This is a genomic window from Paraburkholderia sp. BGA-UO-ETr-F21, from assembly GCF_059567925.1.
On the sequence record NZ_JCAQOY010000040.1, the window covers coordinates 304,016 to 328,665 of the forward strand.

General features: G+C 63.5%; 20 protein-coding genes. 10 read left to right on the forward strand and 10 right to left on the reverse strand.

Translation table 11 applies throughout. From position 1 onward, the window contains the following. Positions 1–135: 135 nt before the first annotated feature. The 4 genes from adk to lpxK all read right to left on the reverse strand — a co-directional run bounded on the left by adk (position 136) and on the right by lpxK (position 3,176). Positions 136–801 (reverse strand): adenylate kinase, encoded by a 666-nt coding sequence (adk, locus tag AC57B1_RS33765; RefSeq protein ID WP_091799577.1) that lies wholly within the window; start codon positions 799–801, stop codon positions 136–138. 212 nt (positions 802–1,013) lie between these two features. Next, positions 1,014–1,814, reverse strand: coding sequence for a 3-deoxy-manno-octulosonate cytidylyltransferase (gene kdsB / locus AC57B1_RS33770; protein WP_091799580.1), 801 nt, complete (start codon positions 1,812–1,814; stop codon positions 1,014–1,016). Between the two features lie 161 nt (positions 1,815–1,975). After that, positions 1,976–2,179, reverse strand: a complete 204-nt coding sequence (locus AC57B1_RS33775; protein WP_007180583.1) for a Trm112 family protein — start codon at positions 2,177–2,179, stop codon at positions 1,976–1,978. Further along, the gene (gene lpxK / locus AC57B1_RS33780; RefSeq protein ID WP_091799583.1) at positions 2,160–3,176 is read right to left on the reverse strand and encodes a tetraacyldisaccharide 4'-kinase; all 1,017 of its coding nucleotides are present in this window, start codon (positions 3,174–3,176) and stop codon (positions 2,160–2,162) included. Before lpxK ends, AC57B1_RS33775 begins: the two co-directional genes overlap by 20 nt. A 560-nt stretch (positions 3,177–3,736) precedes the next feature. On the opposite strand from lpxK, the gene xseA reads away from it, so the two are divergent. The 7 genes from xseA to AC57B1_RS33815 all read left to right on the forward strand — a co-directional run bounded on the left by xseA (position 3,737) and on the right by AC57B1_RS33815 (position 12,863). Next, positions 3,737–5,116, forward strand: a complete 1,380-nt coding sequence (xseA, locus tag AC57B1_RS33785; protein WP_496419885.1) for an exodeoxyribonuclease VII large subunit — start codon at positions 3,737–3,739, stop codon at positions 5,114–5,116. 220 nt (positions 5,117–5,336) lie between these two features. Continuing rightward, complete coding sequence (gene sodB / locus AC57B1_RS33790; RefSeq protein WP_408186054.1) at positions 5,337–5,915, forward strand: superoxide dismutase [Fe]; 579 nt, start codon at positions 5,337–5,339, stop codon at positions 5,913–5,915. A 302-nt stretch (positions 5,916–6,217) separates the two neighbouring features. Continuing rightward, positions 6,218–6,556, forward strand: a complete 339-nt coding sequence (locus tag AC57B1_RS33795; protein ID WP_496419886.1) for a DUF190 domain-containing protein — start codon at positions 6,218–6,220, stop codon at positions 6,554–6,556. A gap of 144 nt (positions 6,557–6,700) precedes the next feature. Further along, positions 6,701–7,069: a DUF190 domain-containing protein gene (locus AC57B1_RS33800; RefSeq protein ID WP_496419887.1), complete on the forward strand. Its 369-nt coding sequence runs from the start codon at positions 6,701–6,703 to the stop codon at positions 7,067–7,069. Between the two features lie 641 nt (positions 7,070–7,710). Beyond that, complete coding sequence (katG, locus tag AC57B1_RS33805; RefSeq protein WP_496419888.1) at positions 7,711–9,975, forward strand: catalase/peroxidase HPI; 2,265 nt, start codon at positions 7,711–7,713, stop codon at positions 9,973–9,975. A 228-nt stretch (positions 9,976–10,203) separates the two neighbouring features. After that, positions 10,204–10,761: a glycine zipper family protein gene (locus AC57B1_RS33810; protein WP_408351490.1), complete on the forward strand. Its 558-nt coding sequence runs from the start codon at positions 10,204–10,206 to the stop codon at positions 10,759–10,761. A 260-nt stretch (positions 10,762–11,021) separates the two neighbouring features. Beyond that, positions 11,022–12,863, forward strand: a complete 1,842-nt coding sequence (locus AC57B1_RS33815; protein ID WP_496419889.1) for a pyrrolo-quinoline quinone — start codon at positions 11,022–11,024, stop codon at positions 12,861–12,863. Between the two features lie 344 nt (positions 12,864–13,207). Here the strand turns inward: AC57B1_RS33815 and AC57B1_RS33820 are convergent, their stop codons facing one another. Continuing rightward, a complete protein-coding gene (locus AC57B1_RS33820) occupies positions 13,208–14,644 on the reverse strand; it encodes an NYN domain-containing protein (RefSeq protein WP_496419890.1) in 1,437 nt (478 codons plus the stop codon). A 257-nt stretch (positions 14,645–14,901) separates the two neighbouring features. Next, positions 14,902–15,549, reverse strand: a complete 648-nt coding sequence (gene clpP / locus AC57B1_RS33825) for an ATP-dependent Clp endopeptidase proteolytic subunit ClpP (RefSeq protein WP_408351481.1) — start codon at positions 15,547–15,549, stop codon at positions 14,902–14,904. A gap of 248 nt (positions 15,550–15,797) precedes the next feature. Here clpP and AC57B1_RS33830 point away from each other — a divergent pair, with 248 nt between their 5' ends. Next, positions 15,798–16,772, forward strand: coding sequence for a sigma-70 family RNA polymerase sigma factor (locus AC57B1_RS33830; protein WP_496419891.1), 975 nt, complete (start codon positions 15,798–15,800; stop codon positions 16,770–16,772). Here the strand turns inward: AC57B1_RS33830 and AC57B1_RS33835 are convergent. The 3 genes from AC57B1_RS33835 to AC57B1_RS33845 form a co-directional block, all read right to left on the reverse strand. Then, complete coding sequence (locus tag AC57B1_RS33835) at positions 16,728–18,002, reverse strand: EAL domain-containing protein (protein WP_091801047.1); 1,275 nt, start codon at positions 18,000–18,002, stop codon at positions 16,728–16,730. The genes AC57B1_RS33830 and AC57B1_RS33835 overlap by 45 nt on opposite strands. A 251-nt stretch (positions 18,003–18,253) precedes the next feature. Continuing rightward, positions 18,254–19,711, reverse strand: coding sequence for a multidrug transporter subunit MdtD (gene mdtD / locus AC57B1_RS33840; protein WP_408351475.1), 1,458 nt, complete (start codon positions 19,709–19,711; stop codon positions 18,254–18,256). Positions 19,712–19,909: 198 nt separating this feature from the next. Further along, positions 19,910–21,328: an aminotransferase-like domain-containing protein gene (locus AC57B1_RS33845; RefSeq protein WP_091799621.1), complete on the reverse strand. Its 1,419-nt coding sequence runs from the start codon at positions 21,326–21,328 to the stop codon at positions 19,910–19,912. 196 nt (positions 21,329–21,524) lie between these two features. Between AC57B1_RS33845 and AC57B1_RS33850 the strand changes: the two genes are divergently transcribed. Then, positions 21,525–21,830, forward strand: coding sequence for a DUF2917 domain-containing protein (locus tag AC57B1_RS33850; RefSeq protein ID WP_408186062.1), 306 nt, complete (start codon positions 21,525–21,527; stop codon positions 21,828–21,830). Positions 21,831–21,866: 36 nt separating this feature from the next. On the opposite strand, the gene AC57B1_RS33855 is transcribed toward AC57B1_RS33850, so the two are convergent. Beyond that, positions 21,867–23,108, reverse strand: a complete 1,242-nt coding sequence (locus AC57B1_RS33855; protein ID WP_408296122.1) for a citrate/2-methylcitrate synthase — start codon at positions 23,106–23,108, stop codon at positions 21,867–21,869. 116 nt (positions 23,109–23,224) lie between these two features. Here AC57B1_RS33855 and AC57B1_RS33860 point away from each other — a divergent pair, with 116 nt between their 5' ends. Next, on the forward strand, positions 23,225–24,616 hold the full coding sequence (locus AC57B1_RS33860; protein WP_496419892.1) for a CoA transferase: 1,392 nt from the start codon (positions 23,225–23,227) through the stop codon (positions 24,614–24,616). Positions 24,617–24,650 lie beyond the last annotated feature (34 nt).

Consider the following 24,650-nt stretch of genomic DNA (forward strand, 5'->3'; position numbering starts at 1 on the left):
GAAAGCAAACCATTATGGATCGCTAAGTAATACGGGGTGCAGCGCGCAGAGAACGGGCACTGCATCCGCGCAATGCAATAAAAAACCCGCCGGCAAGGGCGGGTCCTATTGAAACAAACGCAAACGACAACGCGCTTACTTCAATGCCTCGAATGCGCGTTCACGAATTTCCTCGACGCTGCCGAGCCCCGAAATGCGGCGATACTGCGGCGCCTTCAACGAGGTCGACGAATCGCCATTCTTCGCCCAGGTGTTGTAGTACTCGATCAACGGCTTGGTTTGCGCCTCGTACACTTCCAGACGCTTCTTGACCGTTTCTTCCTTGTCGTCGTCGCGCTGGATCAGCGGTTCGCCTGTTACGTCGTCCACGCCTTCCACTTTCGGCGGATTGAACTTGACGTGGTAAGTACGGCCCGACGCGGCGTGCGAGCGGCGACCGCTCATACGCAAGATGATCTCGTCGAACGGCACGTCGATCTCCAGCACGTAGTCGATCGCGACGCCGGCCTGCTTCATCGCCTCGGCTTGCGGAATGGTGCGCGGAAAACCGTCGAACAGATAGCCGTTCGCGCAGTCGGCCTGCTGCAGACGTTCCTTCACCAGGTTGATGATCAACTCGTCCGTGACCAGTTCGCCGGCATCCATGAAGCGCTTCGCTTCGAGGCCGAGCGGCGTGCCTGCCTTGACGGCCGCACGCAGCATGTCGCCGGTGGAAATTTGCGGAATGCCGAACTTTTCCTTGATGAAGGTCGCCTGAGTGCCCTTACCCGCGCCGGGCGCACCCAATAGGATCAAACGCATGTGCTATCTCCAGATCTATGTGAATTCTTTGGTGGCGCTGCAGCCGTCCCACGATGTCTCGAAGGGCTCCGCGTCGGCGCCGGTACGAGTCTCGCGCTGCACGTTAAAGAAACGGCGCTGCAGGACCGCAACGGCGCGACCGGGCAAACCCTGAACCTCATTTGTCTCGGGAGGCGCGCACAACCGTCCGATTATGCCATGGGTTTTTGCGCTCAAGACCCGAATAAAGCCTGCACGCGCGCGAGATCGGCGGGCGTGTCGACGCCGGGCAGCGGCACGTCGTGGGTGACGAGCACCGCGATCCGCTCGCCATGCCACATCGCGCGCAGTTGTTCGAGCGCTTCGACCTGTTCGATCGGCGAGATCGCGAGGCTCGGGTAGGTGCGCAGGAATTGCGCGCGATACGCGTACAGGCCGATATGCCGATGAACCACCGCGGGCGCGGGCGGAGTGGGCATCGACGCGACATTGGGCCAGTGCGGCTGATACGCGTCGCGTGCCCAGGGAATCGGCGCGCGCGAGAAGTACAGCGCGATACCGCGCGCGTCGAGCACGACCTTGACGACGTTCGGGTTGAAAATTTCGGCGGGGTCGGTGATCGGGTGGGCAGCAGTGGCGATCGCGCAACCACTGCTCGCCGCAAGGTGCGACGCCACGCCGCACACGAGCGCTGGATCGATCAGCGGCTCGTCGCCCTGTACGTTGACCACGATCGTGTCGTCGCTCCAGCCGAATTGCGCCGCGACTTCCGCGAGGCGGTCCGTGCCGGACGGATGGTCCGCGCGCGTCAACACGGCTTCGAAGCCGTGATCGCGGGCGGCGTCGAGCACCGCTTGCGCGTCCGAGGCGACCAGCACCTGCTGCGCGCCCGATTCGCGCGCGCGTTCCGCGACCCGCACCACCATCGGCTTGCCGCCGATATCGGCGAGCGGCTTGTTGGGCAGACGCGTCGAGGCGAGCCGGGCCGGGACGACGGCGATGAACGGAGGCGTGGTGGTGTTGGCGTGGGTCATCGGCAGGACAGGCGCAGAGACGGGCGGAACGGCGGGCGGCGATGAAACCGCGGGAAGGTGGCCGCGCAAACTGCAAGGGCGCGGACCGGAAAGACGGCGGATGCGGATCGAAACACAAGGGGCGCCCGCATGGCGGCCGCCCGGTGCGAGTCGGCCCGGCTTCAGGCCACGGAACCCGGATTCAGATCGACCGGCGTGCCTTCCACGGTTTGCCGCGCTTCGTCGACGAGCATGACGGGAATCCCGTCGCGGATCGGATAGGCGAGCTTGTCTGCGTTGCAGATCAGTTCCTGCGCGGCGCGGTCGTAGCTGAGCGGGCCCTTGCAGATCGGGCAGACGAGAATTTCAAGCAGGCGAGCGTCCACGGACTTTCTCCACAACTAATGCGATGAGGCGATGATCGAGCGCGGCTTCGACCGGGACTACCCAGATGCGCGCGTCGTGCCAGGACCCTAATTTTACCGCATCCTTTTCTGTTATCAGGATGGCGTCGGCGTCCACGTCGGTAAAAGGATTGCGTTCGAACGCGTAATGATCCGGCAACGCGCGGGTGGCCGGCGTCAGGCCGGCGGCGCGCAGCGTGGCGAAAAAACGCTCCGGCGCGCCGATGCCGGCCGCGGCCAGCACGCGATCGCCGCTGAATTGCGCGAGCGGTCGGCGCAACGCGGGATTGTCCAGATGCCACGCGTCGCCGGGCGTGAGTTTCAACGCGAAGGTGTTCGGCCACGCGGGCAGCGTGCGCGCGTAAGGATCATTGACGAGCGTCGCATCGCGGCGGCGCGACAAGGGCTCGCGCAGCGGGCCGGCCGGCAGCAGGAAACCATTGCCGCCGAGCCGGTGATCGAACACGACCAGTTCGGCGTCGCGTTCGAGCCGGTAATGCTGCAAGCCGTCATCGCTCACGATCACGTCGACTTCGCGGTGCGCGGCGCACAGCGCCTGCGCGGCCGCCACGCGATCCGGACAGACCCAGACCGGCGCGCCGGTACGGCGGGCGATCAGCAGCGGCTCGTCGCCGCCCACGCTCGCCGCCGATGCGGGCGTGACCCGTGTCGGGCTCGTCACGCGCGCGCCGTAACCGCGCGACACCACACCGGGCTTGAAGCCCGCGGCGCGTAACGCTTCGACGAGCGCGATCACCGTGGGCGTCTTGCCGGTACCCCCGACGGTCACATTGCCGACCACCACCACGGGCACACCGACGCGAACCGATTTCAACCAGCCGAACGAAAAGGCGGCGCGGCGCGCGGCGGCGATCGCGCCGAACACGCAGGCGAACGGCGTCAGCGCCCATGCAAGCGGGCCACGCTGCTGCCATTCGCGCGCGAGGCGTGCTTCGAGACGGTTGTGAATTTCGCTCATGGGCGGGTCGCACGGACGAACGGCGCGCCGCCCGTCGGAAAGCGCCGGGACGGCGGCATGAAGGAGCTAGGCGCAAAACGCGGGGCAAGCATCAACGCGGTTCTCCGGACTGTCGAGAATGAGGCCAAAGGCGAAACAGGGGCGGCACAGGGCGAGGGCGCCGCAATGCCGGACGCCGCGAGGACGTTCGGCATGCCGTCGAACCCGCCACTCTAGCGCGCGTGCGTCCCGCCCGGCAAGTCGCCTGCGGGGCGGCGCGCGTCGAAACGACCCTGACGATGTCGGGCACCGCCTGTGGATAACTTTGTGGAGAACCTGCCATCCGATGAGCGGAGAGTGCCGGTCCGCGCGCTCGTGATCGGTAATCATTCTCTTTGGTGAGATGTAAACGCCATATAAATCAACGACATGCTTTGAATTCATGCGCTTGCGCGGGCAGTCTGGCGGGATTCGTCTGGCAGGTCCCGCCATGTGGACACTTTTAACAATTCGAGCGCCACGCTGGACGGCGATGGCCGCTCGGTCTATCGTCTGTCCGGCCAGCCACCCCTATTCCTCGCATGAATCCCGAAAGCCCTTTTTCCTCGTCGGCCGCGCCCGGCGGTGAAGTCGTCGTTCCCGTCTCGGCGCTTAATCGCGCGATCGGCACGATGCTCGAACGCTCGTTTCCGCTCGTCTGGGTTGCCGGCGAAGTGTCCAACTTCACCCGCGCCGCAAGCGGCCATTGGTATTTCTCGATCAAGGACGCGCAGGCGCAGATGCGTTGCGTGATGTTCCGCGGGCGGGCGCAATACGCCGAATTCACGCCACGCGAAGGCGATCGCATCGAAGTGCGCGCGCTGGTGACGATGTACGAGCCGCGCGGCGAACTGCAATTGAATGTGGAAGCGGTGCGGCGCACGGGGCAGGGGCGTCTTTACGAAGCGTTCCTCCGGCTGAAAGCGCAGCTCGAAGCTGAGGGTCTCTTTGCCGCCGAGCGAAAACGCGCGTTGCCGCCTCATCCGCGCGCGATCGGCATTGTCACATCGTTACAGGCCGCGGCCTTGCGCGATGTCCTGACCACGCTGTCGCGCCGCGCGCCGCACATTCCGGTGATCGTCTATCCGGCGCCGGTGCAGGGTGTGGGCGTGAGCGCCAAGCTCGCCGCCATGGTCGATGCCGCCAACGCAAGGCGCGAAGTCGATGTGCTGATCGTCTGCCGTGGCGGCGGCTCGATCGAAGACCTGTGGGCGTTCAACGAAGAAGTCCTGGCGCGCGCGATTGCGGAAAGCGCCATTCCGGTGGTGAGCGGAGTCGGTCACGAAACCGATTTCACGATTGCCGATTTCGCCGCCGACGTGCGCGCACCGACACCGACCGGCGCCGCCGAACTGGTGAGTCCGCAGCGCGTGCTGCTGCTGCGTGAGCTCGACCATCGTCATGCGACGCTCGCACGCGGCTTCGGCCGCATGATGGAGCGGCGCGCCCAGCAGCTCGACTGGCTCGCGCGCCGGCTGGTGTCGCCGGCCGAACGTCTTGCGCGGCAGCGCACGCATGTGCAGCAGTTGAGCGTGCGGCTCGCATCGGCGGGCGCGCGCCCGGTGCGCGACGCACGAGCGCGGTTTTCGCTGCTACAGATGCGCTGGCAGCGCTGGCGTCCGGATCTCGCCGGGCATCAGGCGAAGATTGGCAATCTCGCGCAGCGTCTGAACGCGGCTTTGTTACGCCAGCATGAACGTCAGACCGCGCGCATCGACACGCTTGCCGCGCGTCTCGAAGTGCTCAGTCCGCAGCGTACGCTCGAGCGTGGTTATGCTGCCGTGCTGGACGCCCAGAGCGGGCGCGCGGTGCGCGCGCCGTCGTCGTTGAAGCCGGGGCGGCGTTTGACGGTGCATCTCGCCGAAGGCAGCGCGGACATTGCGCTCGCGGATGTGCAGCCGCGCCTGACGGACGGTTTCTGACACTTCGCCGACGGTGTGAGCGGACGTACTTTTTGACGATGGCAACGATCGGGCACACCGTGTGCGAAGGCATTAATCACGCTATGTGTGCGGCATGTTCGCCGATGCCGGACATAAAGTCCGTTGGTTTGCGGGGTTTTTCCAACTCGCCTACAATCGAGTGCTCTAAAGCGTTATCCGCAGACTCCCCCACAACAGATACAGACAGAAGGAAAGCACCATGGAACATACGCTCCCGCCGCTGCCGTTCGCGAAAAACGCACTCGCTCCGAACATGTCGGAAGAGACGCTCGAGTTTCACTACGGCAAGCATCACCAGACCTATGTGACCAACCTGAACAATCTGATCAAGGGCACGGAGTTCGAGAACCTGTCGCTCGAGGAAATCGTCAAGAAGGCATCGGGCGGCGTGTTCAACAACGCGGCTCAAGTGTGGAACCACACGTTCTTCTGGAACAGCCTGTCGCCGCAAGGTGGCGGTGCTCCGACCGGCGCGCTGGCTGAAGCGATCAACGCCAAGTGGGGTTCGTTCGAGAAGTTCAAGGAAGAGTTCGCCAAGACCGCAGTCGGCACGTTCGGCTCGGGTTGGGCATGGCTCGTGAAGAAGGCTGACGGTTCGCTCGACCTGGTGTCGACGAGCAACGCCGCCACGCCGCTGACCACCGACGCGAAAGCACTGCTGACGATCGACGTGTGGGAACACGCTTACTACATCGACTACCGCAATGCGCGTCCGAAGTTCGTCGAAGCGTACTGGAACATCGTCAATTGGGAATTCGCGTCGAAGAACTTCGCGTGAGTTTGCGGTTGAGCAAAGGTTGATGCGGTCTGCCGCAATAAGCTTTGCAAACTGTCGCCAATATGAAAGCCCTCCGCGAGAGGGCTTTTTTGTGCCCGCGATTCGTTTCACACAATTGGTGTCACACGATTCATTTCACACGGCATTCGAGCGAGGCGGTTGCTCGGGGGGTAGTATGAGTGTCGAGAGAATCGACGGTTGAAGTCTGCGAGTTGCGTCGATCAGGAAGTCGTAGTTGGTCGCGGCGTTCCGCACGAAACGACGATTCTGCATGCTCTCATGGAGCCCAATCGGAGTTCCTCATGAAAGGCAGTCAACTGACGCTGTTTGCAGCCAACCAGAGCCACCGCAAGAGCCACATGACCATCGTCGACTGGATTCTCGAAAGGACGAAGGCGGCCGGCATCGAGGGTGCGACGGTGATCGAAGTGAGCGAAAGCATCGACGCGCACGGCAAGTACCACGCGGCGCGTTTTTTCGAATTGGTCGACCAACCGGTGGTCGTCACGGTGGCGGCGGCGGATGATTGCATCGACGCACTACTCGATAGCCTGCGGCATGGCGGTGTTCACCTCTTCTACACGCGTTGTCCCATCGAATACGAAGTGCTTGGCGCAGACGCACAAGAGGGCGGCGAGTAGCGTCCGCTTTTATGCCGATGTCCTGCAGAGACACCGGTCGCCGCGCGGGCGCGACAGTGCCGGGCATGCTCGTGTGTCGCGTGGGCGATAGACTAGAATGAATCAAGCGGGGCGCGACCCCGCGTCCGGCAGCGGAGAGGCACGATGAACGGCTATCAACTGACGTTCTATACGGAACACAACCGGAAGCACGGCCATCAGACCGTATGCGAATGGCTGTTGCATGAGGTGCGTCGACTCGGGATCGGCGGCGCGACCGTCATCAATTGTGCCGAAGGGATCGGCCACGCCGGTTCGCGTCACGCGGCGCATATGCTCAAACTCGACGATCAGCCGGTGCAGATCATTCTTGCCGTGACGGAGGCGGAAGCGCAGCAGCTTCTCGATATTGTGCGCGCCGAAAACGTGCACGTCTTCTACATGCGCTTTCCGATCGAATTCGGTGTGATCGGCGACGACATCTCGCACAAAGCGTCAAAGCATTTTTCCCTGTTTGGCCGTTCAACGGGCTAGCAGGAGCACGGGCCTTGCGTGTGTTTGGGCGTCAATGAAGTATCGGATGCCTAATCAAATGCTCAGGACGATCCGCCAGGATTTAATGCAATCCACGCAGTTTGCCATGCGCGATGGCTCGCAAGGGAGCGCGAGCGATTGCCGAGCATCCAGGCACACTTCGCGTTGCCCGGAAAGAACGATGCGCTTTGATTGGGCGAGCGGTCATGTCGTCGGCCCGACCCGACACATGATGCGGGAGTGCCGTTTCCGGGGGCGTTGTCTTATCGGTGCTGCCGTGCAGTGTGCTCATTGCGGCCGGGGCGTTTTCGATCCTGGCACCGAGCAAACGCCTTTCCGGTGGCCACGTTATAGTCACGACCTATCAATACCATTGCAGGAAACGCTTTCTATTGCGAGAAACTCTCACGTATATTTTAGATCCCAACAGATCTGAAACGGTGAGCCATTCTCGTCCAATTGCACGCCACGATAGCCTGCGTCGCAGCACGGCCACGTGCCGAGGGTGAGCAGCAGCGGTAGGTCAGAAAGCGCGCACCACGAGTTTTAAGGCAGACCCGCCAGCGCCGGATCGTGGTCGCGCCTGGCGGTCTGACGCCACAGTAGAACATCCCGGTTTACGTCTCCCAAGGAGGTAACGCATGTCAAGCGAAGCAAAGTGCCCGTTCAATCATGCCGCCGGCGGCGGCACCACGAACCGTGACTGGTGGCCGAAGCAGTTGCGGCTGGATCTGCTCAGCCAGCACTCCGGCAAGTCGAACCCGTTGGACAGCAGCTTCAACTATGCCGAGGCGTTCAAGAGCCTCGACCTGGCGGCAGTGAAGAAGGACCTTGCGGCATTGATGACCAACTCGCAGGATTGGTGGCCCGCGGACTTCGGCCACTACGGCCCGCTGTTCATCCGCATGGCGTGGCACAGCGCGGGCACGTATCGAATCGGCGACGGCCGCGGCGGCGCAGGGCGCGGCCAGCAACGGTTCGCGCCGCTCAACAGCTGGCCTGACAACGTCAGCCTGGATAAGGCTCGCCGCCTGCTTTGGCCGATCAAGCAAAAGTACGGGCAGAAGATTTCCTGGGCCGACCTGTTGATTCTCACCGGCAACGTCGCGCTCGAAACCATGGGCTTCAAGACGTTCGGTTTCGCGGGTGGTCGCGAGGACACGTGGGAGCCGGACCAGGACGTCTACTGGGGCAATGAAAAGACCTGGCTCGGTGGCGACGTCCGCTATGGCAAAGGCGCAGCTGGCGACAACGACGACGGTGGCGTGATCGTCGCTGACGAAGAAAAGCACGGCGAAGAGGTGAGCCGCGACACCAGCGGGCGAAACCTGGAAAATCCGCTGGGTGCGGTGCAGATGGGCCTCATCTATGTGAACCCGGAAGGTCCCGACGGCAATCCGGATCCGCTCGCCGCGGCACACGACATTCGCGAAACCTTCGCGCGCATGGCCATGAACGACGAAGAGACCGTCGCGCTGATCGCCGGCGGTCACACGTTCGGCAAGACGCATGGCGCAGGTCCGGCCGACAACGTCGGCCCTGAACCCGAGGCCGCCGATCTCGAGAACCAGGGGCTTGGGTGGAAGAACAGCTTCGGCACGGGCAAGGGCGGCGACACGATCACCAGCGGTCTGGAAGTGACCTGGACCACCACGCCGACCAGGTGGGGCAACGGCTTCTTCGAAAACCTCTTCAAGTACGAATGGGAGTTGACCAAGAGTCCCGCTGGCGCGCATCAGTGGGTCGCCAAGGATGCCGGCGAAACGATTCCGCATGCTCACGATCCCTCGAAGAAGCTGCGCCCGACGATGCTCACCACGGACCTCTCGCTGCGCTTCGATCCCGCCTACGAGAAAATTTCGCGACGTTTCCTGGAGAACCCGGACCAACTCGCCGATGCGTTCGCTCGTGCCTGGTTCAAGCTGACTCACCGCGACATGGGGCCGCACGCCCGCTATCTCGGACCGGAAGTGCCGGCCGAAAAACTGATCTGGCAGGACCCGATTCCGGAGGTTGACCATCCGCTGGTGAACGAGCAGGACATCGCCTCGCTCAAACAGAAGATTCTCGCGTCGGGACTGTCGGTTTCGCAACTGGCGTCGACGGCATGGGCGTCGGCCTCCACGTTCCGTGGCTCGGACAAACGTGGCGGCGCCAACGGTGCGCGCATTCGCCTCGCGCCGCAGAAAGACTGGGCGGTGAACCAGCCTGAGCAGCTGGCGAAGGTGCTGAAAGTTCTCGAAGGCATCCAGAGCGAGTTCAATGGCGCGCAGGCTGGCGGCAAGAAAATTTCGCTGGCCGACCTGATCGTTCTGGCCGGTGGCGCCGCCGTCGAGCAGGCGGCGAAGAGCGCCGGTCATCAGGTGAGCGTGCCTTTCACGCCGGGCCGCATGGACGCCTCGCAGGAGCAGACCGACGTGCAATCCGTCGCGGCGCTCGAACCGCTTGCCGACGGCTTTCGCAACTACCTCAAGGGCAAGTACCGCGCCCCGGCGGAAGCGTTGCTGATCGACAAGGCGCAATTGCTGACGTTGACCGCGCCGGAGATGACGGTGCTGATCGGCGGCTTGCGCGCGTTGAATGTTCACGCGGGGCAGGATTCGCACGGCGTATTCACCCACAGGCCAGAGACGCTGTCCAATGACTTCTTCCGTAACCTGCTCGATATGGGTACGGAGTGGAAGCCGCTTTCCTCCGCCCGTGATGTGTTTGAGGGGCGTGATCGCAAGACCGGCGAGCTCAAATGGACGGGCACGCGCGTCGACCTGGTCTTTGGTTCGCATGCCCAACTGCGAGCGCTGTGCGAAGTCTATGCAAGCGAAGACGCACAGGAAAAATTCATCCGCGACTTCGTTGCAGCCTGGGCCAAAGTGATGGATCTCGACCGCTTCGACATCGCCCGATAGGTCGAATAGCCCCGTCAGCTCAGTTCTTCTGACGGGGCCTTTTGACGCATGTGGCGAGCCGGATCATCTTTGTCACAGTTGGTAACGGCTATCAGGCGCTCAAAGCGTTTTCAGCCTGTCGGCGGCGCATCTCGATATACGCGGTAAAAATACGGTAACTATCTCGTAAACAAGGCGCACGCAAATTGGCCTACCGTATGTTTCTCTCATGACGAAACGTGCGCCCCCATGATCTCAAGTCTTAAACCGATACGCGTCGCGCTGCCTGCGGGCGCGGTCGCTCTGGCGCTCCTCGGCGGCTGTGCGGTAGTGCCGCCGAGCGGTCCTTCCATTGTCGCGCTGCCGCGCAGCGGCGAGCCGCTCAATCAGTTCCAGCAGGACGACTATAGTTGCCGCGACTACGCCTACCATTCGTCTGACGCGGCCGGCGCGGCGCAGAGTTCGACTACGAACAGCGTTAATAGCGCTGCGGTGGGCACGCTGGGCGGTGCCGCGGTCGGCGCGCTCATCGGCGCGGCGGCGGGCAATGCTGGCGCGGGCGCGGCCATTGGCGCAGGCAGCGGCTTGCTGCTCGGCGGCGCGGCCGGCGCAAACGGCGCACAGTATTCGGCCAACAGCATGCAGGCGCGGTACGACGCAGCGTACGCGCAGTGCATGACATCGAAGGGCAACACGATCGCGCAGCCGCAGATGCCGGTCTATGCGCCGCAGCCGGTATATGTTGCTCCGCCGCCCCGTTACTACGGGCCGCCGCCGGTAATGTATGCGCCTTATCCGTACTACTGATCGAGTTCCGTCCAGCGCCTGTTGCAGCCAGGCCGCGTTCCCCTCAGGTATTGCCATGTATGGCGGTGAGAGGCGAAACGATGGCGTCAAACACCTTTGCAAACAGCGTACGGTTATTCCACCGTAAGGGCAACCAACGCATTCAACGATCGGAAGACGCACGTGGCGAACTCCTCTCTTACGGCACGCGACGTGTTTCTCCACGCACACCGTTCGTTGTGCGGAGCTGACCGTCGCATCGTTCAGGAGACGAGGCGAATATGCGAATCTCGCAAGCTGGCGTTGAGACGTCCGTGCTGGGCGTATGGTCCCGCCGAGGGACAGTGGTGGCTCTGATCGCCGTTGCCACCTGTTTCGTGTCGTGCGGTGGCGGTGGCGGTGGCGGCGGCGCGCCCGCTACGGCTTCGGGGGCGGCGGGGGGAAGTGGTAGCGGATCGACGAGCGGCTCAGGTTCGGGCAGTACGGGCACCAGTGGCACCGGGACCAGCGGCACCGGCGCGGGAATGAGTAGCACCGGCACTGGCTCGACCACCAGCGCCGGAACGGGCACAGGCACTGGAACGAGCAGTACGGGCGCTGCTGCGGCCGCAGCGACGGCCTACTCCACCGACGTCCTCATGCATCACAACGATCTCGGCCGTACCGGTCAGATGCTCGCCGAGACTACGCTCACGCCGGCGAACGTCAATTCGACAAACTTCGGCAAAGTCGCGTTTCTTGCAGCAGACGGCAAGGTCGACGCTCAGCCGCTTTTTGTCACGAACCTGCCGATCGGCGGTGCATCGCGCGACGTGGTGTACGTGGTCACCGAACACAACAGCGTCTACGCCTATGACGCCACATCGTTCGTGCAACTGTGGAAGGTCTCGTTGACCGGCAGCGGCGAAACGTCCAGCGACGACCGCGGTTGCCAGGACATCACCCCGGAGATTGGCATTACGTCGACGCCGGTTATCGACCGCAGTCGCGGCGCGAATGGCGTGCTGTATGCCGTGGCCATGACGAAAGACAGTGGCGGCGGCATCCATCACCGGCTGCATGCGCTCGATCTGACGACCGGCGCTGAAGTGCTGGGCGGCCCGACTGAGATTTCGGCAACTTACCCGGGTAACGGCGCAGGCAGCATTAACGGTGTGATTACCTTCAACCCTTCGTTGCACACGGAACGCGCGGCGCTCACGCTGGTTGGCGGCAACATCTACATGGGTTGGACCGCGCACTGCATGTCGGGCGCGTACACCGGCTGGCTGATGGCGTATAGCGCCGACACGCTGAAACAGACCAGTGCGCTCAACATCACGCCGAACGGCAGTCAGGGCTCGATCTGGATGGCCGGCTCCGGCATGGCGTCGGACGGCACGTCGCTCTATGTCGTGGACGGCAACGGTACGTTTGGCACCACGCTCAATGCACAGGGCTTTCCTGTCGACGGCGACCTTGGCAACTCTATGATGAAGCTCTCCTTGGGCAACCTGCAGGTGACCGATTACTTCGCGATGTCCAACGTGGTCGAGGAAGCGGGCACGGACAACGATTTTGGCTCGGGAGGCGCGATGGTGTTACCGGACCAGACAACAGCGGGCGGGGTGGTCAAACATCTCGCGGTGGCGGCCGGCAAGGACAACCACATTTACGTCGTCGATCGTGATGCGATGGGCAAATTCAGCCCGAGCGCCAACAACATCTGGCAGGAGTTGATCGGCACGCTGGCGGGCGGCATCTGGGGATCGCCGGCTTACTACAACGGTGTGGTCTATTACGGCGGTCTGAACGACAACCTGAAGGCGTTGCCGGTCGCGGGGGCGTTCCTCGCGACGACCGCCGCGTCGAAGAGTCCGACTACCTTCGCTTATCCGGGTGCGACGCCGGCCGTGTCGGCGAACGGTGCGAGCAACGGCATCGTCTGGGCGGCGGAAAACGGCACGACGGGCGCATTACACGCTTACAACGCGGGCAATCTTGCCGTCGAGTTGTACAACAGCAATCAGGCCGGCACGCGCGACCAATGGGGCGCGGGCAACAAATTCATCACGCCGATGATCGCGCGCGGCAAGGTGTACGTGGGCGCGACCAATGGCGTGGCGGTGTTCGGGTTGCTGTGAGCGGAGGAGGTGCTTACATGGGGCGGCGCGGCGTGGTTGCGGTCGAGCTTGCTCGCATGGGCGACGAGACGTAGCGTCGGCGGTTAGCAGGTTGTGACGGTTCGGGGCGCGTGCGAAAGAGCCCTGTTCGGTTTCGGCGAACTGAACTGCACTCCAAAAGTTGGACCTCCGCCCGACGATTAGTGATGCAGTTCAAACTCGGCCTATTGCTTGATGCGTGGTTCACTCACGTTGCGACGCATCACACCGTGTGCGGGGCACGTTCCGCCCGTTCAGGGCAAGAGCGTTCATTTTCGCGTTGAACCCACTTCAAACCGGCGCGCAGCGCGCCGGTTTTGCGACCCTCATTGCGTGTCGCTCGTCGCGGCCGACTTGCGCGGACGACGACTACGCGCCGCGGTTTTGCGTGCGGTCTTTTTTGCTGGCGCTGCCGCTTCTTCCGCTGTGGCGGCAGGGGCCACCGTTTCGGCAGGGGCTGCAATCTCCGGAATATCTTCGATGCTTCTCGGCGCAGCCTTCTTTGCTTTTTTCGCGGCCGTCTTGCGGGGGGCGCGCTCTTTGCGGCGCGCGGGTTGCTTGTCGCCTGCGTGCGGCTCGTTGGCTCCGCTGTCAACGCCGCCTGCCCCTTCAGCCGTGGAAGTTTCCGCCGACGCTATCGGCGCTTCCGGTAGTTCAAAAATGAACTCGCTGTTCTTCGGCGTTTGCGTGGGCAGGTTTTCCGTTTGAGTCTGGGAGCTGGCGAGGTGTTCGACAGCAACACGCTCTTCATGCACGGCTTCCTGCTGGACGCGGCCCGCTTTGCGATTGCCTCGCCCACGACGGCGCGACTCGTGTTTGCCGCCCGACTCGGCGCTCACGACTTCGGCTACCTGCGCTTCATACAACTGTTCCGCCGACTCGGAAGCTTCGGTGGTTTCGCTCGCATTTTCCCCCGCGACGTTCGCGGCCGTACTGCGATACACATATGCGCCCGACTTCTCGTCGCGGCCGAATTCGAGCAGCCCGCGAGCATGCGCCTCTTCTAGCAGATTGCCGAAGGCGCGAAAACCGTAGTACGTTTCGTTGAAATCCGGCTTGCGGCGTTTGATCGCGTTCTTCAGCACCGACGCCCAGATCTTGCCGCTGTCTCCGCGCTCCGACGCAAGCGCGTCGAACGTTTGCACAGCAATTTCGACCGCCTTGGTACGGCGTTTTTCGAGGTCTTCCTTGTTGCGAGTCTTTTCTTCGTCGGGCGCGCGTTTGGCCGTCGGCTGGGCGGCGTGTGGCGGACGCGACGACTCGCGTTTGGCGACCGTACGCTGACTCTCTCGCACAAGGTCATCGTAAAAAAAGAACTCGTCGCAGTTCGCAACCAGCAGATCCGACGTGGATTGCTGCACACCGACGCCGATCACCTGCTTGGCGTTTTCACGCAGCTTCGACACCAGCGGCGAGAAGTCGGAGTCGCCGCTGATGATGACGAACGTATTGACGTGCGACTTCGTGTAGCAAAGGTCGAGCGCGTCGACGACGAGCCGGATGTCAGCCGAATTCTTGCCCGATTGGCGCACGTGCGGAATTTCGATCAATTCGAAATTGGCCTCGTGCATCGCGCCTTTAAAACTCTTGTAGCGGTCCCAGTCGCAGTACGCCTTCTTCACGACGATGCTGCCCTTGAGCAGTAGCCGTTCGAGCACCAGCTTGATATCGAACTTGTCGTATTTCGCATCGCGCACGCCAAGCGCGACGTTTTCGAAGTCGCAGAATAGCGCCATGCTGACGGTTTCGTTGGATGACGCCATGTATATCTCCATTGAAGCGATCGTCAAATTCGACGAATCGCGACCATGATAGCGATTCCAGCGGAGGTGATCAGCTTTTGTGTTCCACTCGCACTGATGCGGACGGTGCGAACCCGCACCGGCCCACACTCCTTGCGACGTTTTCCAAGGGTTTTTTCAGCGCGGTTTACGCTGCGGCACGCGCAGTGCCGAAACGGTTCGGCGCAGCGGTCCGACACGGCGCGATGGCTCGACCACGGGACCACGGGACCACCGCACTAGCGTTCGTGTAAAAGCGACGTAGTAGAGAGCGCCGCGCGCGTTTCCAGCACCTCGTCGACGAGACCATAAGTCCGGGCCGCATGTGCCGACATAAAATTGTCGCGGTCGGTGTCGCGCGCGATTTCCTCGATACTGCGCCCGGTGCGCTCAGCCATTATGGTATTCAGGCGCTCTCGCAAATAAAGCACCTCCTTCGCCTGAATTTCGACGTCTGCGGCCGTGCCCTGGCTTCCGCCGGACGGCTGGTGAATCATGATGCGTGCGTTTGGCAACGCATACCGCTTCCCACGCTGGCCGGCGGTGAGTAGAAAGGTTCCCATGCTCGCGGCGAAGCCCGTGCATAAAGTGGACACCTCCGGTTTGATGAACTGCATGGTGTCGTAGATCGCGAGGCCGTCGTACACGGAACCGCCCGGCGAATTGATGTAAAAAGAAATATCCTTGTCGGGATTCTCGGATTCCAGAAACAGCAGTTGCGCGACGATCACACTGGCCGACTGCTCGTTCACGGGCCCGACCAGAAACACAATGCGCTCGCGCAGCAAACGCGAATAAATGTCATAAGCGCGCTCGCCGCGGCCGGATTGTTCGATCACGGTTGGCACCAGGCCAAGGCCGGTGATGGCTGGATAGCTGGAATGCATGTCGACCTCGTTTATGCCGCATGGGTGACGGCGGGTGCAGGAGCGCCAGCGCATTCATTGCGCTGGTTGTTGTCCCTATGACGGCGCGGCAATGGGCGACGTGACAGAAATTTTTCTACGCGAAGCTGTCACATCGTTCGATGCCCAGCCGTCAAGATGAAAAGAATGACGTTGTTGGTGCGCGCCCGGACAAGTTCGCAGGCAGCGCGCCGCGCGCTTTACACCACGCACGAACTGGAGGTCTATACATGACGGAACAAGCAATCGAGAAGGCATCCAGTTTCGAGGCCGCGCGTGCCCGCCTGTTTGCGCTGGCCTACCGAATGCTCGGCAGCCGCGCCGAAGCAGAAGACGTGGTGCAAGACGTAGGATTGAAATGGCACCTCGCGGACACGCGAGACGTGCAGACACCCGTTGCCTGGCTCACCACGATCACCACGCGCGCGGCGATCGACCGGCTGCGGCACGTGCAGCGCGAACGCGCGTCGCAAGCCGCGGGCTGGTTGCCGGAACCGTGGCTCGACGAGGTCGCGCTCTCGGCAGAGGAATTGGCCTTGCGTGCAGCGGAGATGTCGTATGGCGTGATGCTGCTCCTGGAGCGCCTCAAGCCCGACGAAAGAGCGGCGTTCGTGCTGCACGAAGCCTTCGACTGCGACTATGCGGAGATCGCGGCCATTCTCGAGCGCTCGCCGGCCGCCTGCCGGCAGATCGTCCATCGGGCCAAGGCGCGTTTGCAACGGGCGGGTGCCCCGGTTGAGCGGCCTGATCCGGCCGCGCATGCACAGATCGTGGAGCGCTTGCGCGCGGCGCTGGAGGCGCAGGATCGAGCCGGCCTGTTGCGGCTCTTTAGTGACGCGCCGGAGGTCTTCAGCGACGCGCCGGTCGGCACCTCGGAAACGGCAGTGGCAGGGTGGATGGACACGGTAACGTCGCTGGTCGAGCGTGCTAGCAACGCCGGGACGGTGTCGGTCGCGGGCACATTGTGTGTCGCTCTGTTCTTCGAGGGCGAGGTCGTGGGGGTCCTCGACGTGTCCACGAATAGCCTTGCGGACGGCTCCACAAGAATCATCGCCATGCGCGTGGTGACTAGCGCGGCGCGCTTGCGTGCCATTAACCGCATGCTGGGCCGCGCAGCGGTCAGGCAACTGCTTGCGCGGATCCAGCAGACCGCCGTGACCTCAATTTCGGTGGGCCGCGACTTCCCAGTTGATGTCCACGCATAGCACCTGTGTTCCAGTCGGCGTGTGCGCGGCGATCGAGGCAGTCACGCACAGGTGTGCTTCGTTGATCGACAGGTAGGGCGGGGTGAGATGCACCTGACCGGGCATGCGCATCGCCTGGATAAAGTACGGCCGGCGCTCCCAACTCGCGCCTTCCGAATGCAGCAGCGGGCGGAAGCGCTTGGCGCGTTGCGAGGCGCGCCCTGGCGGCAGCACGTTGTCGCCGATCTGCCGGCCCGATCCGTCCAGCACAAAGCAGCGTGCCGTCTCGCCGAGCGTGAGGAGTGAGGCGGTGGCTTGCGCAACAGACTCGCCGGCCACCAGTTGCGCGGCTGCCGTTTCGAGCGCGGTAACGTACGGTGCGAGCCGCGCGGATTGTGCGCGCTCACGTGCGCCGACCCGTTCACGTAGCGCTGCGGAGAGCGAGTCCATCAAGCCGGCCGCCGCTTGCGGTTTGACCGGCTCGACGCTCGGACCAGCGAAGAATGCGCCTTGCACGAAGTCCACGTTGCATTCGAGCGCAATAAGCGCGTCGCGTTCGGTGCTCAGGCCGCCCATCAGCACCAGTTGGCCAGATTCGTGCAGCAGCGAGACGAGGCCCGGCAGTACGCGCTCAATGTGCGAGTGTTCGCTGGCTTGCGCGAGAATGCAGCGGTCGAGCGTGACGATGTCCGGCCGCAGATTCCACACGCGGTCAATGTTCGAATGCTTCGCGCCAAAACCGTCGAGCGCGATCAGAAAGCCGGATTTACGCAGCGCATCGATGATTTCGGCAAAGCGCGTGGTTTCGCCGCCCGCCTGTTCGGAAACTTCCAGCACCACGCGCTGCGGCGGCAGGCCGAGCGCCTTGAGGCCGGCAAGCAGCGCGTCGCCGTAACTGGTGTCCATCAGTGCGGCCGGGTGAAGACTCAGAAAGAGCCATTCGTCGTGGCTGTCGAACGCGTTGAAGTTGCCCAGATGCAGTGATTCAGCGAGCCGCCCGAGTTCGAGCAGATCGCCGCGCCGCGCGGCCTGTGTGAACACCTCGTGCGACGGCACTTGCAACCCGTGTTCGTCCCGGGCGCGCAGCGACGCGTGATAACCGATCGCGCGCCGGTGCGACACGGAGAAAACCGGCTGGAACACGCTGAAAACAGTGTAGCCGCCGTACAGAACGGTGCGCCGGGAACCCTCGTCGCCGGCCATTGGGCGCGGCGGCTGGAAACCGGGAGGATCGAGTTCGATCATGCTCATCATGTCAGTCGTGTGGGGTGGCGGCGCGCCTGCATGCTCGACATGAGTCCGCACGCGCAAAGCGTCAGTTTACAGGATAGGCGAGCAAGAACTATGCGCGTCTGGAAACACAGCACGCATGCCCGACTGTCACACTCAGATAAGACGATTGTGCGCCAGCGCGGGCGCGAACGCGACGATTCGCACTTCGCTGGTGCGGCCCGCGCCCCTTTGAGGGTCGGCGGCGGAGCGCGCGGCTGGGGCGACACGTATCAGGTTCGTTCGGACGGATCGGTCTTTTTCGCGGGCGTGCGGATGTCCGGCGACAGTTGCGCAAAGATCCACGACGAGCCTGCCGTGATGATGCCGACACACAGGAACGTCGCGTGAAACGCGGGCAGCGAATTGGCGGCCGTCACACGCGGCAACAGGCCTGTAAACGTGGCGAGCAGGGCGCCGGCCACGGTCACGCCCAGACTCATCGACAGCATCTGGACCAGTGAAAAGAGGCTGTTGCCGCTGCTCGCGCCGCCGGTGCCCAGGTCTTTGAGCGTCAACGTGTTCATTGCGGTGAACTGGATCGAGTTGACGCCGCCGAAGAATGCCAGTTGCACGAGCCGCAGCCACAGCGGCTGGTTCGCGGAGGTGAGCGCGAAGCTTGCCATCGTCAAGCCGACTAGAACTGTGTTGATGATCAGCACGCGCCGGTAGCTGTACTTGATGATCAACGTGGTCACGAGACGTTTGGATGCCATGCCCGCGGCCGCCACCGGCAGCATCATCATGCCGGCTTCGAAGGCGCTATAGCCGAGACTCACCTGCAATAGCAGAGGAATCAGATAGGGCATCGCGCCGCTGCCGATTCGCGCGAACAGATTGCCGAGCAGGCCGACGCTGAACGTGTGGATCTTGAAGAGGTCGAGCGAGAAAATCGGCGAAGGCTCGCGCACCGCATGCAAGCCGTAGGCGACAAAGCAGGCGAGGCTCAGGATCAGCAGCACCAGCACCGTGGCGTGCTGAATGCCGAATTCGGTACGGCCGTCGAGTGCGAACGAAATCGCCACCATGGCCACGATCAGCAACAAGTAGCCTTTCATGTCGAATTTGCCGACGTGCTCGTTGCGGCTGTCCGGCATGAAGATGAACGTAGCGATGCAACCGACGATGCCCACGGGCACGTTGATCAGAAAGATCCAGTGCCAGGATGCGATCTTCACGAGCCAGCCGCCGAGCGTGGGGCCGATTAGCGGTCCTATGAGGCCCGGAATCGCCACGAATGAGAGCGCCGGCAAATAGCGCTCAGCCGGAAAAGTGCGTAACACCGCGAGGCGTCCGACCGGCAATAGCATCGCACCGCCCACGCCTTGCATGACGCGGAAGGCCACGAGTTGATTCAGCGTGTGCGCGTTCGCGCACAACAACGACGCGACCGCGAACACGAGGATCGCGCTGAAGAACACGCGGCGCGTGCCGAATTTGTCGGCGAGCCAGCCGGATACCGGGATCATCACGGCCATGGTCAGCGAATAGGCGATCACCACCGATTGCATGCGCAGCGGCAACTCGCCGAGGCTCGTCGCCATTGCCGGGAGCGCGGTGTTGACGATGGTCGAGTCGAGCGTCTGCATGAAGAAGCCGGTGGCGACGACCCACAGCATCACGGTGAGCGAGCGGGGCGAAGGCGCGCTGGGCGTAGTGGGCGCGAGGGCGGGCGGAGTCGGCGTGGACATGGAGGGCGGCTGGGCGCGCAGGACGGGCTGGGGACTCGCTATTCTAGGGAAAAGCGCCGCGCGGCGCAGGGCGGGGAAGTTGGAGCGGGCCAGAAGCGCGGCGATTGCTCACCTTCGCGCCTCGGTTCAGCGTCTCACTCCGAGGCCTCACTCCGAGGCCTCATTGCGGGGCTTCACCCAAAACTTCACGCCGAGACCTCACCCCGAAGCCGGCAACGCCACCGCAGCACGAAAGAACGCTTGCGCGCGTGGGTCGTTACCAAACGCGATATGAATCCTGGTCCACGGACTGACCTCCATATTCGGCCGGAAGTAGTTGCCGGGCACCACGGTCACGCCCAGCGGCGCACCGCACTCCACCAATCTTTCCGCATTGGCCACGTGCGGCACGCGAGCCCACACGAATTTGCCGCCCACAGGTTTGTCGAAAATGTCCCAGCCGACGTCTTCGAGCGTCTGAATCGTCGAGCCGAGCGCGTCGCGCATGCGCCGTCGCAGGCGTTCCAGATACTTGCGATAGGCGCCGCGTTCCAGCATCGACACGGCGACCGCTTCGGCAAAACGCGAGCCGCCGATGCTCGTCAGCATCTTGATATCGACCAGATCCTTGATGATCGCGTGGCTCGCCACCACACAACCGATCCTCAGCGACGACGACAGCGTCTTCGACAGGCCGCCCAGATAGATCACGTGTTCGAGCTGATCGAGCGTGGCCAGGCGGTCGGTGAGGTCGGTCTGAAAATCGGCGTAAATATCGTCTTCGATAATCGAGAACCCGTGCTCGCGCGCGAGCTGCAATAGCCGGAAAGCCACCTGCGGCGCGACCGTGGTGCCGGTCGGATTGTGGAACACGGTGTTGATGAACAGCAGCTTCGGCCGGTGCGACTTCAACTGCTCCTGCATCACGTCCAGGTCGGGACCGTTACGCGTGCGTGGAATGCCGATCAGCTTCACGCCATGCAGCTTCAGCAGTCCGTAGAGGTTGTAGTAGCCGGGGTCTTCGACAAAGATCGTGTCGCCTGGCTTGAGCATGTAGCGCATCAGCAGGTCGAATGCCTGGCTTGCGCCGTTGGTGATCAGGATCTGCGACGCATCCGCCTGAATCCCCAACTGGCCGATGCGGCTTTGCAGGTGCTCGCGCAAAGTCAGGTTGCCGAGCGGCGTGGCGTAGTCGACCATGCTCGCCGGGTCAGTGCGCGAGACGTGGCGGATCGCCTGTGCGATCCCATCCATGTCGCGCCACGCTTCGGGGATGAAGCCGCTACCCAGCTTGAGCGTTTCGCCGGGGTGGTTGAACTGCTGCAGCAGATGGTCCGATTCGTCTTCGGCGCGGCGCGGATCCGTCGTGCCCTGGCAATGCGTGCTCGCCGGCTGACGGTCGGAGACGTAAAAGCCCGAGCCGTGGCGCGAGTCGATATAGCCGAGCGACACCAGCCGGTCGTAAGCCTCGATCACCGGAAAGCGGCTCACGCCGTAGTCGGTGGCGAACTGGCGAATCGACGGCAGCTTCGAACCTGGGTGGGCGGTACGCGAGCGGATCCACGCCGTGACGCCTGTGACGATCTGCTCGGTCAGCGGCACGCCGTTGTCCCGATCAAGCTGGATTTCGAGTTTCATGCGGATTTCTTCCTTCGCCGGACAGCAGGGCGGGTGAGCACGGGCTTTCCACTCGCGAACGACACGCGGTTCACGCCAACTGTCCGGTTTTTTGACTGAACAGTTCCGACCAAAGTGTTCGGAACTGTGCATGGGTATTCAATCATCGCACGTCAATAATCGGTACAACAGAAAAGCTCTTTGAAGGAGAAAAGCGATGCGTGAAGTCCGGATTTTCGAATTGGAACATGGCGAGCCCGCGTCGGCCTGGCGTGTCGCGCGTCCGTCGATCTTCAAGGTGATCTCGGGCGAGATCTGGCTGACCGTCGAGGGTGACAGCGAGGATCACTGGCTTGCCGCCGGCGAGTCGATCGAGTTGCCGCGCCGGGTCGTGGCGTGGATCAGCGCGGGGCAGACCGGCGCGCGCTTTGCGCTGGCAAGCGGTTCCGAGCGTCCCGCCAACAGGACGGCGTCGGGGTTTCCGGTGCTGAGCTGGCTGCCGCGCTGGCTGGGCACGGCCTGACGATTCGTCGAGTATCAGCACTGAGGGCGCTGCGCCTCAATTCGGCCCGGCAGCCTCGTATTCCCCGATGTAGCGCGCCCGCGGCCGGATCAACCGGCCGTCGCGCGCCTGTTCCATGGCGTGGGCAATCCAGCCGACGGTCCGGCCTACCGCGAACAGCGTGAAGGCGCTGCCGGCCGGCAGCGCCAGCACCCGCTCGATGGCGGCGAGCGCGAAGTCCAGAGTCGGCTCCGCGCCGGTCGTGTCGCGCACCGCGCGAGCCAATCCGAGCACATCCGCTAACGGCGAACGAGCCGGCGCGCAGTCGGCGAGCATGCCGAGCAGCAGCCGCGCACGAGGGTCGCCCTCCGGATAAAGCGGATGACCAAAGCCCGACAGGATTGGCCCATGCACGCCATTTTCATGACGCGCGAGCCGGTTCGCCAGATAACGGTCGAGATCGGGCGCGCGCGACGCTTCTTCGAGTAGCGCGGCGATGCGCACCGTTTCGCCACCATGACGCGGACCCGACAAAGCGGCGAGGCCGCCCGCCACCGCGCCGAACAGATGCGCTCCTGTCGACGTGATACAGCGCACCGTGAAAGTCGACGCATTCAACTCGTGATCCGCGCAAGCCACCAGCGCCGCGCGCAGCAGGTTGGCCTGCTGGCGGTTACGCACCTGCCACGTTGAAGCCAGTTGCCGGTGCAGCGGCTCGTTCGACGGCGTCGCCGAGATCATCGCGGCAGCCAGCAGACGCGTGACGGCGCAAGCCGTATCGAGTTGCGCGTCACGCCCGAGCGCCCACACCCGCGGCATTTGCGCCGCCGCGGCCGGCAACAGCACGAGCGCGCGATCGAGCGGCGTGCTGTCGCTCCACAGCTTGAGCCACGCGGCCCACTGCGCGGTCGCGAACGGCACGGCCGGCGCATCGGCGATCCGCTTCACGCTGCATTCCCACAGCAGCGCGGCGACGTCCTCCAGCGACGCGCTTCGCGCCAGTTCCATGGCGTCGTGCCCGCGATATAGCAGACGGCCCTCGGCGACCAGCGTGATCGACGATTCGAGCACCGGCACGCCCCAATCCAGCACCTTCTGCGCGACCTTGCCCGCGCGCTTGCCGTCTTCCTTGCGACGCGCGAGGCGGCGCACTTCGCCGGCGTCGTAGAGACGATGCTTGCCTTGCGCATCCGGCGACGAACTCAGCATGCCTCGGCTCACATAGGCGTAGAGCGTCGGCAAGCTGATGCCGAGCGCGGCGGCGGCTTCAGCGGCGGTGAGGGAATTCGAGGTCGGCATGGGAAACGACGGAAACCGAAGAAATCAATATATATTGATTATCATAATCAAGATTGATTGCGACGTCGCGGACTTCTAGACTCGGCTCACTTCCTCCCGCTCCGTGATGAAACGCCATGACGCCCGAACTTGCTCTCAAACATATCTGGACGCTTGCCGGATGCGACCCGACTGCGCTGAGGTCGGTTACGCTGACCGGCGCCGATCCTGGTTTGCCATCGGTCTACCGGGTCGGCGGCCTGGCCTCGGCGAGCATCGCCGCGACCGGACTGGTGGCCGCGGAATATCACCGTCTGCGCACGGGCCGCCGGCAACACGTGACGGTGGAGATGCGACGTGCGTTGGCATCGTTTCGCAGCGAACGTTATTTGCGAATCAACGATGGGCCGCCGCCTGCCCTGCGCGATCCGGTCATGGGTTTCTACGAGACACGCGACGGCCGCTGGATTCAGCTGCATACGAACTTCCCGCACCACTTGCAGGGTGTATTGACGGTGCTCGGCTGCGCGAACGATCGGGAGGCGGTGGCCTCGGCGATTCGCGGTTGGGACGGCGCGACGCTCGACCAGACGCTCGCCGATGCGGGCCTATGCGCCGCATTGATTCGCACGCCGCAGGAGTGGGCCGCGCTCGATCAGGCGAAAGCGATTGCGAGCTTGCCGCTCTTCGAGATCGAGCGCATCGGCGACGCGCCGGTCGAGCCGCCGCGTGAGCGCGGCGCGGACCGGCCGCTGGCGGGTGTGCGCGTGCTGGATCTGTCGCGCATCATTGCCGGGCCTGTCGCCGGCCGCGCGCTCGCGCAGCATGGCGCGGACGTGTTGATGATCAACGGGCCGCATCTGCCGAATATCGCGCCGCTGGTGATCGACAACGGACGCGGCAAGCGTTCGGCGCTCGTCGATCTGCGCGAGCCGGCGGAGCGCGAGGCGTTGCGGGCTCTCGCCGGCGACGCCGATGTATTTCTCCAGGCCTATCGCCCGGGGGCGCTGGCCGCGCGCGGTTTCGGTGCCGAGGAACTGGCGCGTGTGCGGCCAGGGATCGTCTACGTTTCGGTGTCGGCCTACGGTCACGAGGGGCCTTGGGCACAGCGGCGCGGGTTCGACAGTCTGGTCCAGTCGGCAAGCGGAATTGCCTTTACCGAGCGGCAGGCGGCAGGGTGGAACGAGCCTAAGCATTTGCCGTGTCAGGCGCTGGATCATGCGACCGGGTATCTGGCTGCCTTCGGTGCGATGGCCGCGTTGGCGCGGCGGGCTACTGAAGGGGGAAGCTGGCATGTGCGCGTCTCGCTCGCACAAACAGGCCGGTGGTTGCAGTCGTTCGGGCAGATGCCCGAGGGTTGGAAAGCGCCCGACGTCGCGCTCGAAGATGTGCGTGATTGTCTCGCAACCGTGGAGTCGGAGTTTGGACGTGTGCTGGGCGTCCAGCCGGCCGAAGTGCTGGATGAGACGCCTGCGTATTTTGCGCTGCCGCCGACCCGAGTGGGCGCACATGAGGCAGCGTGGATGTGAGACCTGAAGTGCTCGCGAGGGCGTGCGCGGAAAC